13 protein-coding genes are annotated in these 16225 nt (G+C 72.9%); 7 read left to right on the top strand and 6 right to left on the bottom strand.

What is annotated here, in order from left to right; all coding sequences use genetic code 11:
• Position 1: 1 nt before the first annotated feature.
• A complete protein-coding gene (locus tag ACF1A1_RS02800) occupies positions 2-601 on the bottom strand; it encodes a hypothetical protein (RefSeq protein ID WP_391644722.1) in 600 nt (199 codons plus the stop codon).
• A 126-nt stretch (positions 602-727) separates the two neighbouring features.
• Between ACF1A1_RS02800 and npdG the strand changes: the two genes are divergently transcribed.
• Both npdG and ACF1A1_RS02790 read left to right on the top strand, forming a co-directional pair.
• A complete protein-coding gene (gene npdG, locus ACF1A1_RS02795) occupies positions 728-1444 on the top strand; it encodes an NADPH-dependent F420 reductase (protein ID WP_391644720.1) in 717 nt (238 codons plus the stop codon).
• Between the two features lie 65 nt (positions 1445-1509).
• Complete coding sequence (locus tag ACF1A1_RS02790; protein WP_391644718.1) at positions 1510-1689, top strand: hypothetical protein; 180 nt, start codon at positions 1510-1512, stop codon at positions 1687-1689.
• On the opposite strand, the gene ACF1A1_RS02785 is transcribed toward ACF1A1_RS02790, so the two are convergent.
• Positions 1679-2479: a site-2 protease family protein gene (locus ACF1A1_RS02785; RefSeq protein WP_391644716.1), complete on the bottom strand. Its 801-nt coding sequence runs from the start codon at positions 2477-2479 to the stop codon at positions 1679-1681. The genes ACF1A1_RS02790 and ACF1A1_RS02785 overlap by 11 nt on opposite strands.
• A 215-nt stretch (positions 2480-2694) precedes the next feature.
• Here ACF1A1_RS02785 and ACF1A1_RS02780 point away from each other — a divergent pair, with 215 nt between their 5' ends.
• The gene (locus ACF1A1_RS02780) at positions 2695-6111 is read left to right on the top strand and encodes a BTAD domain-containing putative transcriptional regulator (RefSeq protein WP_391644714.1); all 3417 of its coding nucleotides are present in this window, start codon (positions 2695-2697) and stop codon (positions 6109-6111) included.
• Between the two features lie 10 nt (positions 6112-6121).
• On the opposite strand, the gene ACF1A1_RS02775 is transcribed toward ACF1A1_RS02780, so the two are convergent.
• The 3 genes from ACF1A1_RS02775 to panB form a co-directional block, all read right to left on the bottom strand.
• The gene (locus ACF1A1_RS02775) at positions 6122-6955 is read right to left on the bottom strand and encodes an ABC transporter permease (protein ID WP_391644712.1); all 834 of its coding nucleotides are present in this window, start codon (positions 6953-6955) and stop codon (positions 6122-6124) included.
• Positions 6952-7986, bottom strand: coding sequence for an ATP-binding cassette domain-containing protein (locus ACF1A1_RS02770; protein ID WP_391644710.1), 1035 nt, complete (start codon positions 7984-7986; stop codon positions 6952-6954). The genes ACF1A1_RS02775 and ACF1A1_RS02770 overlap by 4 nt, the downstream gene beginning before the upstream one ends.
• Before the next feature lie 188 nt (positions 7987-8174).
• A complete protein-coding gene (gene panB / locus ACF1A1_RS02765) occupies positions 8175-9041 on the bottom strand; it encodes a 3-methyl-2-oxobutanoate hydroxymethyltransferase (protein ID WP_391644708.1) in 867 nt (288 codons plus the stop codon).
• A 250-nt stretch (positions 9042-9291) separates the two neighbouring features.
• Between panB and ACF1A1_RS02760 the strand changes: the two genes are divergently transcribed.
• From ACF1A1_RS02760 to ACF1A1_RS02745, 4 genes are all read left to right on the top strand, one after another.
• A complete protein-coding gene (locus ACF1A1_RS02760; protein ID WP_391644706.1) occupies positions 9292-10890 on the top strand; it encodes an MFS transporter in 1599 nt (532 codons plus the stop codon).
• Positions 10891-10962: 72 nt separating this feature from the next.
• Complete coding sequence (locus ACF1A1_RS02755; protein WP_391644704.1) at positions 10963-11598, top strand: TetR/AcrR family transcriptional regulator; 636 nt, start codon at positions 10963-10965, stop codon at positions 11596-11598.
• Positions 11599-11801: 203 nt separating this feature from the next.
• On the top strand, positions 11802-12860 hold the full coding sequence (locus ACF1A1_RS02750; protein WP_391644702.1) for an endonuclease/exonuclease/phosphatase family protein: 1059 nt from the start codon (positions 11802-11804) through the stop codon (positions 12858-12860).
• Between the two features lie 97 nt (positions 12861-12957).
• Complete coding sequence (locus ACF1A1_RS02745) at positions 12958-14181, top strand: MFS transporter (protein WP_391644700.1); 1224 nt, start codon at positions 12958-12960, stop codon at positions 14179-14181.
• Between the two features lie 258 nt (positions 14182-14439).
• Here ACF1A1_RS02745 and ACF1A1_RS02740 read toward each other — a convergent pair whose 3' ends face one another.
• Positions 14440-16194, bottom strand: coding sequence for an NAD+ synthase (locus tag ACF1A1_RS02740; protein WP_391644698.1), 1755 nt, complete (start codon positions 16192-16194; stop codon positions 14440-14442).
• Between the last annotated feature and the right edge of the window lie 31 nt (positions 16195-16225).

The raw sequence follows: 16225 nt of genomic DNA, 5'->3' as shown, positions 1-16225 counted from the left end.
GTCACCAAGGGGCGGGCGGCGGGGCCGTCAGGGACTCCGCCAGCCTCGACAGCCGGTCCCGGAAACGCCGGCGTCCCTTCCGGGAGGGCACCATGTGCTCGCCCGCCGCCGCGCTCACCAGGTGCTGCACGGTGTCCAGGTCCAGCTCGGAGCCGTCCGGCACGGCCAGCGTCTCGTGCGCCAGCGCCGTCAGCTCCGCCTCGCCGGGACCGAGGGCCAGCACGGTCACCCCGGCCCGCCGCGCGTCCGACACCCGCTCCAGCAGCGGCGCGTCCCCCTCCGGCGACACCACCAGCAGGGTCTCGCCCCGCCGGGCGGCCTCGATCCGCCCCAGGCCGACCGCGAGGTGCGCCGGACCGGAGGGGCGCGGGTGATGCCGCACGAGAGTGGGGGCCAGCTCCGGCGTACCGGACCACGCGGCCTCGTCCACCAGGTGGGCCGCCAGGTGCCAGGGCTCGTACTCCGCCGTGCCCACCAGCAGCAGCCCGCCCCCGTGCGACACGACGGACCCGCGCAGCACCGCCGCGAACCGTCGGGTGGCCCCCAGCCACTCCGTTCCGGCGAGCACCTCGCGCAGCAGCGCGACCCGTACGGCGTCCATGCGACCGCATCCTGCCGCAACGGTTCGCCTCCGGCCCGGCGTTCGCCGCCGATTCCCCCGACCGGGGAACGCGACGGCCGCCACCCCCGCCCGGTCGGGGCGCCGACGCGCACGTAAAGTCGGCCCATGACCTCTACCGACAGCGCACAGACCGCCCCCGCGAAGGCCCCCGCCAAGGACCCGTGGGACCTTCCCGACGTCTCGGGGCTCGTCGTCGGCGTGCTCGGCGGGACCGGGCCGCAGGGCAAGGGCCTCGCGTACCGGCTCGCCAAGGCCGGCCAGAAGGTGATCATCGGTTCGCGGGCCGCCGACCGCGCCCGGGCCGCCGCCGAGGAGCTCGGTCACGGTGTCGAGGGCGCCGACAACGCCGAGACCGCGCGCCGCAGCGACATCGTGATCGTCGCCGTACCGTGGGACGGCCACGGCAAGACGCTGGAGTCCCTGCGCGACGACCTGGCCGGCAAGCTCGTCGTCGACTGCGTCAACCCGCTCGGCTTCGACAAGAAGGGCGCCTACGCGCTGAAGCCGCAGGAGGGCAGCGCCGCCGAGCAGGCCGCCGCCCTGCTGCCGGACTCGCGGGTCACCGCCGCCTTCCACCACCTGTCGGCCGTGCTGCTCCAGGACCCCGAGATCGACGAGATCGACACCGACGTCATGGTCCTCGGCGAGGAGCGGGCCGACGTGGAGATCGTGCAGGCGCTGGCGGGCCGCATCCCCGGCATGCGGGGCATCTTCGCCGGGCGGCTGCGCAACGCCCACCAGGTGGAGTCGCTGGTCGCGAACCTGATCTCGGTGAACCGCCGCTACAAGGCACACGCGGGGCTGCGCGTCACCGACGTGTGAGCCGTCGTCCCGCATGGGGGACACTGGACGCGCCAGCAGTGTCCCCCGACAGGAGAACGCCCCCCATGCCCCGCCTCGCCCTCTACACCCTCGTGGTCTGCCTGCTCGCCGTCGCCGCCGCGGTCGTCTCCTTCGCCCGAGGCAGCTGGCTGGGCGTCGTCTGGGTGCTGCTGGCGGGCCTGTCGTCCAACATGACCTGGTACTACGTCAAGCGCGAGAAGGTCCGCAGGTCCGTCACGGGCTGACCGAGCAGATCTCCGGCGCGCCCGTCCAGAAGCGGTACAGCTCGTGTCCGCAGTAGGACTCGAAGTCGCCGATCCCGAGGCCGCGCAGTACCCCGTCGACCACGTCGAAGAAGGCGCCGTTGACCGCCGGCAGCCACAGCAGGGCGAACACGAACAGCAGCCCGAACGGCGCGAACGGCTCCACCTGCCGCTTCACGCCGTACGGCAGCCAGGGCTCGATCACGCCGTAGCCGTCCAGGCCGGGCACCGGCAGGAAGTTCAGGATCGCCGCCGTGACCTGGAGCAGGGCCAGGAAGGCGAGCGCGTACCGGAAGTCGGCGGGCACGCCGTCCAGCGCGTCCAGCCAGAAGGGCGCCGTGCACACGAGGGCGAACAGCACGTTCGTCAGCGGACCGGCGGCCGAGATCAGACTGTGCCGCCAGCGTCCCCGGATCCGGCCGCGCTCGATGAACACGGCACCGCCCGGCAGACCGATCCCGCCCATGATCACGAACAGCACCGGCAGCACGATGCTGAGCAGCGCGTGCGTGTACTTGAGCGGGTTGAGCGTCAGGTACCCCTTGGCGCCGATGGAGATGTCCCCGCTGTGCAGGGCGGTGCGCGCGTGCGCGTACTCGTGCAGACACAGCGACACGATCCACGCCGCCGTCACGAACAGGAACACGGCCACACCGGGCTGCGCGGCGAACCCCGTCCAGGTCGCCCACCCCGTGACCGCCATGACGGCCACGATCCCGACGAAGACGGGACTGATGCGCCGGTCACTGCGGCGGGTGAGGGCGGTCGTCATGGGGCTCCCTGAGCTGAGTGCGGGCGTGGAACTGCCCGACCGTACCGGTCGTACGGGCAGAACGTCTCGGGGTCGGTCGTCGGTTCCTGGGACGGTGGGGGTTTCCGGGTGGGTGGGCGGTTTCCCGGGAGGCGGGGGAGGGCGGCCGTGGACCGGATCCGCTCCGCCGCCGCACCGGGGAAACCCCGTGACCCGCCCCGGACCCACCGGAGACAATGGACCCCGTGCGCTACCGCATCCTCGGCACCACCCAGGCACTCCGCTCCGACGGCACCCCCGTCCCCGTCGGCGGGGCGCGGCTGCGTGCGCTGTTGACCGTGCTGGCGTTGCGGGCCGGGCGGACCGTGCCGACGGTGCTGCTGGTGGAGGAGGTGTGGGCGGCCGGGGACCCGCCCGCCGACGCGCCGGGCGCCCTCCAGGCGCTCGTCGGCCGGCTGCGCCGGACCCTGGGTGCCCAGGCGGTGGCCTCGGAGGCGGGCGGTTATCGGCTCACCGCCGCGCCCGACGCCGTCGACCTGCACCGTTTCGAGCGGCTGACCGGCGACGGGCTGCGGGCCCTCGCCGACGGCGACCCCGCCAAGGCGGCCGTCCTGCTCGACGACGCCCTCGCCCTCTGGCAGGGCCCGGCCCTCGCCGACCTGCCCGACCGTACGGCCGAGGCCGCCCGCAGGGAGGCCCGCCGCCTCGACGCACTGCGCGCCCGCCACTCCGCCGCCCTGGCCCTCGGCCACGCCGAGCAGTCGCTGCCCGAGCTGACCGCCCTGTGCGACGCCCACCCCTTGGACGAGCCCCTTCAGGCGCTCCGCCTGCGCGCCCTGCGCGACGCCGGCCGCACCGCCGAGGCCCTCGCCGCCTACGAGGACGTACGCCGCCTGCTGGCCGACCGCCTGGGCTCCGACCCCGGCCCGGAACTCCGCTCCCTCCACGCCGCCTTACTGACCCCGACCGAACTGCCGCCCCCGGGCGGGGCGCGGACGGTGCCGGGGCGGGAGCGGGAGCGGATGGTGCCGGGGCGGGAAGGGACGGCCCGGGAGCGGGAACGAACGACGCCGGGGCCGGAGCGGACGGTGCCGGAGGGGGAGGGGGAGCGGGAGCGCTCCGCCCCGGCGTCCGTCGGTGCCGGCCCGTCCGTCGGGAACCTCCGTGCCCGGCTCACCTCCTTCGTCGGTCGGGAGGCGGAGATCGAGGCCATTCGGGGGGATCTCGCCGACGCCCGTCTCGTCACGCTGTTCGGACCCGGTGGGGCGGGCAAGACGCGGCTGTCGCAGGAGGCCGCCGAGGCGGTACGGGACACCGCCCGGGACGGCGTGTGGCTGGTCGAGCTGGCGCCCGTCGCCGACCCGGACGCCGTACCGCAGGCCGTCGTCACCGCCGTAGGAGCCCGTGAGACCGTGCTGTACGGCGCCGGCGCCGAGGAGATGCGGGCCGCCGGCGAGCGTCACGACGACCCGGTGGAACGCCTCGTCGAGCACTGCGCCCGGCGCCGCATGCTGATCGTCCTCGACAACTGCGAGCACGTCGTCGAGACCGCCGCCCGACTCGTCGAGGAGCTGCTGAAGCGCTGCCCCGGCCTGACGGTCCTGGCCACCAGCCGCGAACCCCTCGGTGTGCCCGGCGAGGTGCTGCGCCCGGTGGAGCCGCTGCCGGAACCGGTCGCGCTGCGGCTGCTCGCCGACCGGGGCGCCGCCGCCCGGCCCGGTTTCCGCGTCGCCGACGACCCCGAGGCCTGCGCCGAGATCTGCCGCCGCCTGGACGGCCTGCCCCTCGCCATCGAACTGGCCGCCGCCCGCCTGCGGATGCTGACGCCCCGCCAGATCGCGGACCGGCTCGACGACCGCTTCCGCCTCCTCACCTCCGGCAGCCGTACCGTCCTGCCCCGGCAGCAGACCCTGCGTGCCGTCGTCGACTGGTCCTGGGACCTGCTCGACGAGGACGAGCGCGAGGTCCTCGGCCGGCTGTCGGTCTTCGCCCGCGGCTGCGACCTCGCCGCCGCCGAGGCCGTGTGCGGCCCGGCCGCCCTCGACGCGCTCGGCTCCCTCGTCGACAAGTCGCTGGTCGTGGCCGCCCCCGCCGCCGACGGCACGATGCGCTACCGGCTCCTGGAGACCGTCGCCGAGTACGCGGGCGAACGCCTCGACGAGTCCGGCGGCCGCCCCTCGGCCGAGCGCGCGCACCTGACGTACTACCGCGAACTCGCCCGCACCACCGAGCCGCTGCTGCGCGGCCCCGGCCAGCGCGCCGCCGTCGACCGGTTCCAGCTCGAGTACGAGAACCTGCGCACCGCGCTGCGCCGGGCCGTCGCCGGGCGCGACGAACAGGAGGCGCTCTGCCTCGTCCTCTCCCTCGTCTGGTACTGGACGATGCGCGACCTGCGCATCGAGGCCCGTACCTGGTGCGGCGAGGTGATGAACCTCGGCCCCGACCCCTTCACCGAGCCCGTCCGCCCCGCCGCCCCGGTGTGGAAGCCCTGCACCGACGCACCGCCGCCGCTGACCGGCGAGGTGCTCGCCGAGGCCCGGCGCGGTGTCCACCTGGCCCACCTCGCCTGCATGGACACCGAGTTGGACGCCTGGCAGAACCCGGTGGCCCAGGCCAAGCTGCGCGTCATCACCGAGACCTACCGGCCCGGCCTCCCGCAGACCTGCCGTGCTCCCGGCCTGTTCTGGTTCTACGCCGTGATGCTCTCCGGCGACATGGGCCGCATCCGCGCCATCATCGACGCCAACGTCCGTACCTGCCGCGAGACCCCCGGCTACGAGTGGGAACTCGCCTCCTGCCTGCAACTGCGCGCCAACCTGCTGGGCAACCGCTCCGACTGGGCGGGCGACGCGGCCCGCGACGCCGACGAGTCCCTGGAGATCTTCCGCCGTCTGGGCGACGCCTGGGGCACCGCCGAGGCCCTCTCCGCCCGCGCCGAGGCCCATGAACGGCTGGGCTCCTACCGCGTGGCCGCCGCCGACTACGAGGACGCCATGGCGCACGCCGAACGGCTCGGCGCCCGCGCCCAGCTGGCGCTCCTCGGGGCCCGGCTGGGCAGCGCGCTGCTGGAGGCGGGCGACGAGGAGCGCGGCGAGCGCATCCTGCGCGAGGTGATCGCCGGTACGGACGGCACGGTCAACGGGGCCATGCCCGCCGCCCGGCTGTTCCTCTCCGGCTGGCTCGGCATGACCGGCCGCACCGGCGAGGCCCGTGAGCACCTGCGGCTGCTGCGCGAGGAGTTCGGCATCGCGCACTTCGTCGTCTTCGACGCCTTCATCCTCGGCGCCGAGGCCTGGCTGGAGGCGGTCGACGGCCGCCACGAGGACGCCCTGCCCGCCGTACGCCAGGCCCTTCGACGGGCCGGCGACCCGCTGTCCCGGGCCATCGCCCCGCCGATGCGCTCCTTCTTCCTGGCCATCGCCGCGATGGCCCTCGCCGGCGTCGACGGCGGCGGCCGTGCCTCGGCCGCCGCGCGCTGCCTCGGCGCCTCCGACCGCCTGCTCCCGCCCCGCCACGTTGCCCCGCGGCTGGAGCGCCACTCCCGGGACCTGGCCGAGGCACGGGCCCGCGCCGCGCTCGGCGACGAGGCGTACGAGGCCGCGTACGCCGAGGGCGGCAGTCTCTCCTACGAGGAGGCCACCGCCCTCGTGTGACGGCACGGGCTCAGCTCTTCGTACGGAACTTGTGGATCGCGACCGGCGCCATCACCGCCGTGAGCCCCACCGACCAGGCCAGCGTCACCCACAGGTCGTGCGCGACCGGACCGCCGATCATCAGCCCGCGCGCGGTGTCCGCCAGGGTGGACAGCGGGTTGTAGTCGGTGAAGTTCTGGAGCCAGCCCGGCATCGAGGACGTCGGCGCGAAGATCGACGAACCGAACTGGAGCGGCATCAGCACCAGAAAACCCATCGCCTGCACCGACTGCGCGTTCTTCATCACCACGCCGAGCGTGAGGAACACCCACATCAGGGCCGATCCGAACACCGCGGACAGCCCGACGGAGGCCAGCAGCCCGCCCCAGTCGGTGATGTCGAACCCCACCAGCACCGCGACGACCATGAGCACCGCCGTCGCGAACAGCATCCGCATCAACTCCACCGCGATCTTGGCGAACAGCACGGAGCCGCGCCCGATCGGCAGGGACCGGAAGCGGTCCATGACACCGGAGTTGAAGTCCTGGTTGAAGCCGGTGCCCACGCCCTGCGCCATGTTCATCCCCATCATGGCCATCAGCCCGGGCACGACGTACTGGACGTACGCCTCCTGACCGCCGCCCAGCGACTGCCCGATCGAGCCGCCGAAGACGTACACGAACAGCAGGACGAAGATCACCGGGAACAGGACGGCGTCGAACATCGACTCCGGGTCCTGCCGGATCCACAGCAGGTTGCGGCGCACCAGCGCGCCGGTGTGCCGCAGATGGGCACGGAGCGGGATGGGCACATCGGCGGCCTTGACCCCGGCCGGAGCGGGAGTGGCGGTGGCGGTGGCGCTCATACGGCGACCTCCTCGCGGGCGTCGGCGGGCACGGCGTCCTGCGGGGCACTGGCGCGGTGGCCGGTGAGGGACAGGAACACCTCGTCCAGGCTGGGCAGTTCGGTGGTGACGGAGGAGAGGGTGATGCCGCGCGCGGTGACCGCGCCGAGCACGGCGGTCAGCTGCTCGTCGCTCAGCACCGGCACCAGCACCGAGTCGCGCTCGGTGTCCACGACGGTGGTGGCGAGCCCGGTGATGCCGAGTTCGTCCAGCGCCCGGGCCAGCGGCCGCAGGTGCGCCGGATCGGCGGGCCGCACCCGCAGCGTCCGGCCGCCCACCCGGGCCTTCAGCTCCTCGATGCCGCCGGTGGCGATGACCTTGCCCCGGTCGACCACGGTCAGCTCGGAGGCGAGCTGCTCGGCCTCCTCCATGTACTGGGTGGTCAGCAGCACCGTCACCCCGTCCCCGACCATCGCCTTGACCTCGTCCCACACCTCGTTGCGGGTGCGCGGGTCGAGGCCGGTGGTCGGCTCGTCCAGGTACAGCACCGCCGGCCGCCCGATCATCGAGGCGGCCAGGTCGAGCCGCCGCCGCATACCGCCGGAGTACGTCCCCGCCGGCCGCCGGGCCGCCTCCGTCAGCGAGAACCGCTCCAGCAGCCCGTCGGCGCGGGCCCGGGCGTCCTTGCGGGACAGGTCGAGCAGCCGCCCGATGAGGTACAGGTTCTCCCAGCCGGGGAGCTTCTCGTCCACGGAGGCGTACTGGCCCGTGAGTCCGATCACCCTGCGCAGCTGCCGGGGCTGCCGTACGACGTCGTAGCCGACGACGGTCGCGCGGCCGGCGTCGGGGGCCAGGAGGGTGGACAGGATCCGCACGAGGGTGGTCTTGCCGGCGCCGTTCGGCCCGAGGACCCCCATGACGGTGCCCTCCCGCACGTCCAGGTCGACGCCGTCCAGTGCCTTGGTCTCCCCGTAGTGCTTGACCAGCCCCCGCACGGTGACGGCGCGGCCCGCGGGACCCGCGCCGCCGGGGTTGTTGTCGATTCGCGTCATGCCGGGAACGGTGTCAGTGCCCGCCGACAGACCGCCGATAGACCGCCGACAGACCACCGACAGGGGTCCGCCGGCGCCGACAGCTCGCCTACAGGCGCGGGAGGGGACGGGCAGGGCGGCGGGGGTGGGAAAACGCGGCAGCCCGCCGACGGGGGAAGATCGACGGGCTGCCCTGGTGCGGAGATGGCTCAGTGAACGCTGTGCTCCTCCTGCGGGAACGTCCCGCCGACGACGTCCTCCGCGAACGCCTTCGCCGCGCCGCTCATGACCGCGCGCAGATCGGCGTACTGCTTCACGAACTTCGGGACCCGCCCACCGGTCAGCCCCAGCATGTCCGTCCACACCAGCACCTGGGCGTCCGTCTGCGGCCCGGCGCCGATCCCGACCGTCGGGATGTGCAGCACGCGCGTCACCTCGGCCGCCAGCTCCACCGGAACCAGCTCCAGCACGACCGCGAACGCGCCCGCGTCCTGCACCGCCTTGGCGTCCCTCAGCAGCTGCGCCGCCGCCTCCTCGCCGCGGCCCTGCACGCGGTAGCCCATGGCGTTCACGGACTGCGGGGTGAGCCCGATGTGCGCCATGACCGGGATGCCGGACTCCACCAGCAGCTCGATCTGCCGGTGGGAGCGCTCGCCGCCCTCCAGCTTCACGGCCCCGACCCCGGCCTCCTTTACCAGCCGGGTCGCGCTGCGCAGCGCCTGCACGGGACCCTCCTGGTACGAGCCGAAGGGCAGGTCGCCGACGATCAGGGCGCGCTGGGTGCCCCGTACGACCGCCGCCGACAGCATGGTCATCTCGTCGAGGGTGACGGGTACGGTCGTCTCGTACCCCAGATGGCAGTTGCCCGCGGAGTCGCCGACGAGGATCACCGGGATCCCGGCCTCGTCGAAGACGGACGCGGTCATCGCGTCGTAGGCGGTGAGCATGGGCCACTTCTCGCCGCGCTCCTTGGCGACGGCGATGTCGCGGACGGTGATACGGCGTGTGCCCTTGCCTCCGTACAGCGCCTTGCTGCCGTCGGAGGCCTTCGTCTGGGCAGCCGAAAGCTGCGTCATTGCAACGGCTCCTCACGTCATCTCGAGGCGCCCTCACGGCGTCCCCGGACCACCTCCATGGTGGCACCTCGTGCCAGGGAGGGCCAGAGTGCCCCCGGTGTGGCCGATGCCTCACCGCGCGCCCCCCGTTGAGCTCGAGGCGCTTACGGCCGCCCGGCCGGGTAAGGCGCCGGTAAAGAGACCTGAAAGGGACCCGAAAGAATTCCGATACGAGACCGTCTCGTATCGAAATCAGCCTAGGGTCGGTGACATGACCACTCCTGCCGACCCGGGCCCCCCGGCCCACCGCATACCCGAAGCGGTGCACCGGCGCCGCTGGGCGATCCTCGGCGTGCTGATGCTGAGCCTGCTGATCGTCGTCCTCGACAACTCGATCCTGAACGTCGCGATCAAGACCATCTCCACCCCCGCCCCCACCGGCCTGGGCGCCACCCAGAGCGAGCTGGAGTGGGCGATCAACTCCTACACGCTCGTCTTCGCCGGCCTGCTGTTCTCCGCCGGTCTCCTCGGCGACCGCGTCGGCCGCAAGAAGGTCCTGCTCGGCGGCCTCGCCGTCTTCGGCGTCGGCTCCGCGCTCGCCGCCGAGTCCGGCTCGCCCGCCCAGCTCATCGCCTTCCGCGCGCTGATGGCCCTCGGTGCCGCGTTCGTGATGCCCGCGACCCTCGCCGTCCTGATGAACGTCTTCGAGCGCGAGGAACAGCCCAAGGCGATCGGGATCTGGGCGGGTGGCGTCGGGCTCGCCATCGCCATCGGCCCCATCACCGGCGGCATCCTCCTGGACCATTTCTGGTGGGGCTCGGTCTTCCTCATCAACGTGCCGATCGTGATCGTCGCCATCGCGCTGATGCTGTGGCTGGTGCCCGACTCCCGCGACCCGCACCCCGGCCGGCTCGACCCGGTCGGCGTCGTCCTGTCCGTCGTCGGCCTGGTCCTCCTCGTCTACGGCATCATCAAGGGCGGCGAGCTGGCCGACTTCGGCGACCCGACCGTGCTGGCGACGATCGCCGCGGGTCTCGTCGTCCTCGTCGCGTTCGTCGTCTTCGAGAAGCGCAGCGACCATCCGTCCATCGACGTCACCTACTTCAACAACAAGGTGTTCTCGGCCGCGATCGCCGTCATCGCGCTGGTCTTCTTCGCGCTGATGGGGGTGACCTTCTTCTCGGTCTTCTACACCCAGAGCGTGCGCGGCTACTCGCCGCTCCAGACCGGTCTGCTGATGCTGCCGCTGGCCGCCGCCCAGATGATCTTCGCGCCGCGGGCCCGGCTCGTCGTCGACCGCTTCGGCATCAAGGCCACGACGACGACCGCCATGCTCGTCATCGCGGCGACACTGGTGGCGTTCGCCACGCTCGACGAGGACACCCCGATCTGGCTGCTGGAGGTCGTCTTCTTCTGCATGGGCGCCGGAATGGCCCACATCATGACCCCGACCAGCGTGGTCATCATGCAGGCCCTGCCCCGGGAGAAGGCCGGCTCCGCCTCCGCGCTCAGCAACACCTTCCGCCAGGTCGGCGGCGCGCTCGGCATCGCCGTCCTCGGCTCCGTGCTGTCGGCGTCGTACCGGGGCGGCATCGAGGACGAACTCGGCACGCTGCCGGCCGGACTGCGCGAGACGGCGGGGGAGTCCATCGAGGCGACCCTGGGCGTCGCGGCGAAGCTCGGTCCCCGGGGCGAGGCGCTGGTCGACCCGGCCAACGCGGCGTTCCTGCACGCCATGCACGTCACCGCGGTGTGGGGTGCCGGGGTGGCGGTCCTGGGCGCGGTGACCGTGGGCCTCTTCCTGCCCGGCAGGCCGAAGGAGTCTCAGGAGGCGGAGCGGGACGGGGAGTTGACGGGGGCCAAGCCGTAGAAGCCGCCGGAACCGGCCTGTGGCCGCCCCCTGAGCGACAATCTCCCCAGTGCGAAGAAGGGACGGACGGACGTGAGCCTCGCGGACAGCGGCACCGGTGTGGAACAGCCCGGACGGGGGCGGCCCCGCAGTGAGGCGGTGGAGCGGGCCATCATCGAGGGGACGATGAAACTGCTGGAGGAGGGGGTTCCGCTCGGTGAGGTGTCCATCGAGCGGATCGCCCGGACCGCCGGCGTCGGCAAGGCGACCATCTACCGCCGCTGGAGCGGCAAGGAGGAACTCTTCGTCGACGTCCTGCGGGCCGCCGAACCGGAGGACCTCGAACTCCCCGGCACCTCCCTGCGCGACGACCTGATCGTGCTGCTGGAGTCGCTGCGCCGGCGCGGACTGGCCAACCGGTCCTCGGCGATCCTGTACAACGTCCGCGCGCAGATGAAGAGCTTCCCCAAGATCTGGACCGTCTACCAGAACACGGTCGTCGGCCCCCGCCGCAGGGTCGGTCTCGACGTCCTGCGCCGCGGCCAGGAGAACGGCGAACTGCGCACCGACCTCGACCGCGAGCTGATGTACGACATCTTCGTCGGCCCCATGCTCGTCCGGGCCGTCCTCCAGCCCGACGCCGACCTCGCCGAGGGCCTCTCGGAGCTGATGGTCGACGCCCTGCTGGCCGGTCTACGGCCCGTCAGTTCTCCGCACGGCCGGGCCTGACGCGACGTCGGAGGAGCAGGCCCCGATGTGCGCGTTTCGTCACAGAGCGGTCCTCGTGACGCGCGACCGGAACCCGCGACACCGGCCCGTTCGTCCTCGTGCAGGTACGGCCGTCATGGGGCGGCAGGACCAAGGCCGATCATCCCCTAGGGTCGTACACGCGGGGGATGAACGAGGTGCACGGCAGGCAGTGAGGCGACGGTATGGCGCAGCAGGCGTACATGACGGAGACGGACAACGGCGGCTCGGGGCCCGAGCAGCGGGGAGCCCGGATTCGGCGCCTGATCGGACGTCTGGCCACGCGGTTGTCCGCGGGCTGGCGCGGTGACCCGCGCATCTGGCGGCGCGGTGTCGTGGTGGCGGCGCTCGCCGTTCTCCTCTCCCTGGTGATGGTGCTGCACTCGCGCATCCCCAACCGCTTCGGCAACCTCGGCAGCCTGACGGAGACGTTCCTGCCCTGGCTCGGCCTGTTCATTCCGCTGCTGTTCCTGCTCGCGCTGGCGCGCAAGTCGGCGACCGCGCTGATCGCGGTGCTCGTCCCGGCCGTGGTCTGGCTGAACCTCTTCGGCGGCCTGCTCACCGACAAGACCGGCAGCGGCGGCAACCTCACGGTCGCCACCCACAACGTCAACGCCGACAACGCCGATCCGTCCGGCACCGCCCGTGACGTGGCCGCGTCCGGCGCGGACGTGCTGGCCCTGGAGGAGTTGACCGCCTCGGCGGTGCCGGTGTACGAGAAGGCGCTGGCGGCGACGTACGAGTACCACTCGGTGCAGGGCACCGTCGGACTGTGGAGCAAGTACCCGGTGAGCGACGTCGCGGACGTCGACATCAAGCTGGGCTGGGTGCGCGCGATGCGGGCGACGGTCACGACGCCGGAGGGGCCGGTCGCGTTCTACGTCGCCCACCTGCCGTCCGTACGCGTCAAGCTCCAGGCCGGGTTTACCGCCCGGCAGCGCGACAAGAGCGCGGACGCGCTGGGCGAGGCGATCGCCGCCGACCCGCTGAGCCGGAAGGTCCTGCTCGGCGACCTCAACGGCACGATGAACGACCGCTCCCTCAACGCCGTCACCTCCCAGATGCGCTCGGCGCAGGGCGCGGCGGGCAGCGGCTTCGGCTTCAGCTGGCCGGCGTCGTTCCCGATGGCGCGCATCGACCAGATCATGGTGACGGGTGTGGAGCCGGTCACCTCCTGGACCCTGCCGGAGACCGGCAGCGACCACTTGCCGGTCGCGGCTCGTGTGAAGGTCACCACACCGTAACCTCCCGGAATACTGGGCCGGGCAGGGTTTGTTCCGTACTTGAACATATTGAGCTTATGATCGACGGAACCCCTCTCTGAAAGGCACAGGCTTCCTCATGCCCCTGGCCCTGCTCGCCCTGGCCGTGGGTGCTTTCGGCCTCGGCACCACCGAGTTCGTGATGATGGGACTCCTGCCCGACGTCGCGGACGACCTGCACATCTCGATCCCGACGGCCGGACACCAGGTCTCCGCGTACGCCCTCGGCGTCGTCATCGGCGCCCCGCTGCTGGCGGCGGTGACGGCACGCCTGTCCCGCCGCACGGTCCTGATCTCCCTGATGGGGCTGTTCGTGGCCGGCAACGCGCTGTCGGCGTTCGCCCCCGGCCACGAGTGGCTGCTGGCCGCCCGCTTCCTCAGCGGTCTGCCGCACGGCGCCTTCTTCGGCGTCGGCGCGGTGGTCGCCACCAGCCTGGTCGCGCCCGAGCGCAAGGCCCGCTCGGTGTCGCTGATGTTCCTCGGCCTCACGGTCGCCAACGTGGCGGGCGTCCCGGCGGCCACGCTGATGGGCCAGCACCTGGGTTGGCGGGCCACCTTCCTCGGCGTGAGCGCGATCGGGCTGGTGGCGATAGCGTCCCTGGCGCTCCTGATCCCCCACGACCACACGCACGCGCCCGCCGTCGGCCTGCGCGGCGAACTGGCGGCCCTGCGCTCCCTGCCGGTGTGGCTGGCGCTCGGCACGACGGTCGCCGGCTTCGGGGCGCTCTTCTCCGCGTACAGCTACATCACCCCCATGCTGACCGACGCCGCCGGGTACGCCGACTCCAGCGTGACCCTGCTGCTGGCGCTGTTCGGCGTCGGCGCGACGGCCGGCAACCTGCTGGGCGGCCGCCTCGCCGACCACGCGATGCGGCCCACCCTGTTCGGCGGCCTGGCGTCGATGGTCGTGGTGCTGGCGCTGTTCCCGCTGCTGATGGACGCGCAGTGGAGCGCGGCAGTGGCGGTGACCCTGCTGGGCGTCGCCGCGTTCGTCACCGGTTCGCCGCTCCAGCTGATGGTGATGGAGAAGGCGTCGACCGCTCCGTCCCTGGCGTCCTCCGCCAACCAGGCGGCCTTCAACCTCGCCAACGCCGGCGGCGCCTGGATCGGCGGCCTGGCGCTGGCGGCCGGCTTCGGCCTGACCGCGCCGGCGGTGGCCGGCGCGGTGCTGGCGGTGCTGGGGCTGGCGGTCGCGGGCGTGGCGTACGCGGTGGACCGGCGCAGGGCTTCCGCCCCGGGCGCCGGCCGGGAGCGGATCGTCGCGACGCACGTCCCGCAGGCGGCGGAGGCGTTGCACCGCTAGGAGCAGGGCGAGGGCGAGGAGCGCGGGCGTCGGCTTCCCTCGCCCCCTGCCGCTCCCGCCCGTCGCGTCCCCGGGGGCTGCCGCCGTCGGTCCTGCACGAGCGGTGGCGGATGGGCACCAGCCGGGGGTCCGGGGCGGAGCCCCGGTGCCCGGGGGCGCGGGGAACTGTGCGACGACCGGCCACGACGGGCCCGCGCCCGCGCACGCGCAGCGCCCCGTACGGCGCATCCGGCGTCCGGGGCGGAGCCCCGGGGCCGGTCACACCGACTCGCGCCAGCCGTTGGTGATCGGCAGGCGCCGGTCCTTGCCGAAGCCCTTCGCCGAGATCTTCGTACCCGGCGGGTACTGGCGCCGCTTGTACTCGGCGGTGTCCACCATGCGCAGGGTCCTGAGGACCAGCTCACGGTCGTAGCCGGCCGCGACGATCGCGTCGGCGCCCTGGTCGCGGTCGACGTACAGGGCGAGGATCGCGTCCAGGACGGGATAGTCGGGGAGCGAGTCCGTGTCGACCTGCCCGGGCCGCAGCTCCGCGCTCGGGGGCTTGGTGATCGAGTTCTCGGGGATCGGCGGGGTCTGGCCCCGCTCGGCCGCCGCCCGGTTGCGCCACTCGGCCAGGCGGAAGATCGACGTCTTGTACACGTCCTTGATCGGCCCGTACGCGCCCACCGAGTCGCCGTACAGCGTCGAGTAGCCCACCGCCAGCTCCGACTTGTTGCCGGGGGCGAGGACGATGTGGCCCTCCTGGTTCGAGATGGCCATCAGGAGCGTGCCCCGCAGCCGCGACTGGAGGTTCTCCTCCGCCAGCCCGGTCAGCCCGAGCGACCCCATGTACGCGTCGAACATCGGCTCGATCGGGACCGTGCGGAAGTTCAGCCCGGTACGCCGCGCCAGCTCCGCCGCGTCGCCCTTGGAGTGCTCCGACGAGTACTTCGACGGCATCGACACGCCGTACACGTTCCGCGCGCCCACCGCGTCGCACGCGATCGCCGCCACCAGGGCCGAGTCGATCCCGCCCGACAGGCCGATCAGCACCGACGTGAAGCCGTTCTTGGCGACGTACGCCCGCAGGCCCACCACCAGCGCCGAGTACATTTCCTCGTCGTCGTCGAGCCGCTCCGCGTACCCGCCGGCCAGCTCCGGCTCGTACGCGGGCAGCGGGTCCTCGGACAGGACCACGCGGTCGATGCGCAGGCCGTCGTCGACGACACCCGTCGGCGCGTTCGCGGACGCGGCCGGCAGGTCGAGGTCCAGGACCACGCACCCCTCCGCGAATTGCGGCGCCCGCGCGACCACCTCGCCGTCGCGGTCCACGACGATCGAGTCGCCGTCGAAGACCAGCTCGTCCTGGCCGCCGATCATGGCGAGGTAGGCGGTGGTGCACCCGGCCTCCTGGGCGCGCTTGCGCACCAGCTCCAGACGGGTGTCGTCCTTGTCGCGCTCGTAGGGGGAGGCGTTGATGGAGAGCAGCAGGCCGGCCTCGGCGGAGCGCGCCGCGGGCACCCGGCCGCCGTCCTGCCAGAGGTCCTCGCAGATCGCGAGGGCCACGTCGACCCCGTGCACCCGCAGCACCGGCATGGTGTCGCCGGGCACGAAGTAGCGGAACTCGTCGAACACGCCGTAGTTCGGCAGGTGGTGCTTGGCGAACGCGAGGACCACCTCACCGCCGTACAGCACCGCCGCCGCGTTCTGCGGGGAGCCGGCCGGCTGGCCGTACTTCGGCTGGGCGGTCTCCGAGCGGTCCAGGTAGCCGACGACCACCGGCAGCTCGCCGAAGCCCTCGTCGGCGAGGCGCGCGGCGAGCGTGCGCAGGGCCGCGCGGGAGGCCTCGACGAAGGACGAGCGCAGGGCGAGGTCCTCGACGGGATACCCGGTCAGCGCCATCTCCGGGAACGCCACGAGATGCGCTCCCTGCTCGGCGGAGTGCCGGGTCCAGCGGAGGATCGTTTCCGTGTTGCCGGCGAGGTCGCCGACGCGCGAGTCGATCTGGTTCAGGGCGAGGCGAAGTTGAGGCACGGGCCCAGTGTAATCGTCAAAGCGACGCGAT

The organism is Streptomyces sp. NPDC014995, assembly GCF_043080745.1.
Classification (GTDB): Bacteria; Actinomycetota; Actinomycetes; order Streptomycetales; family Streptomycetaceae; genus Streptomyces.
Note: the sequence above shows the minus strand (reverse complement) of the source record. Positions and strands in the feature narration are given on the sequence as shown.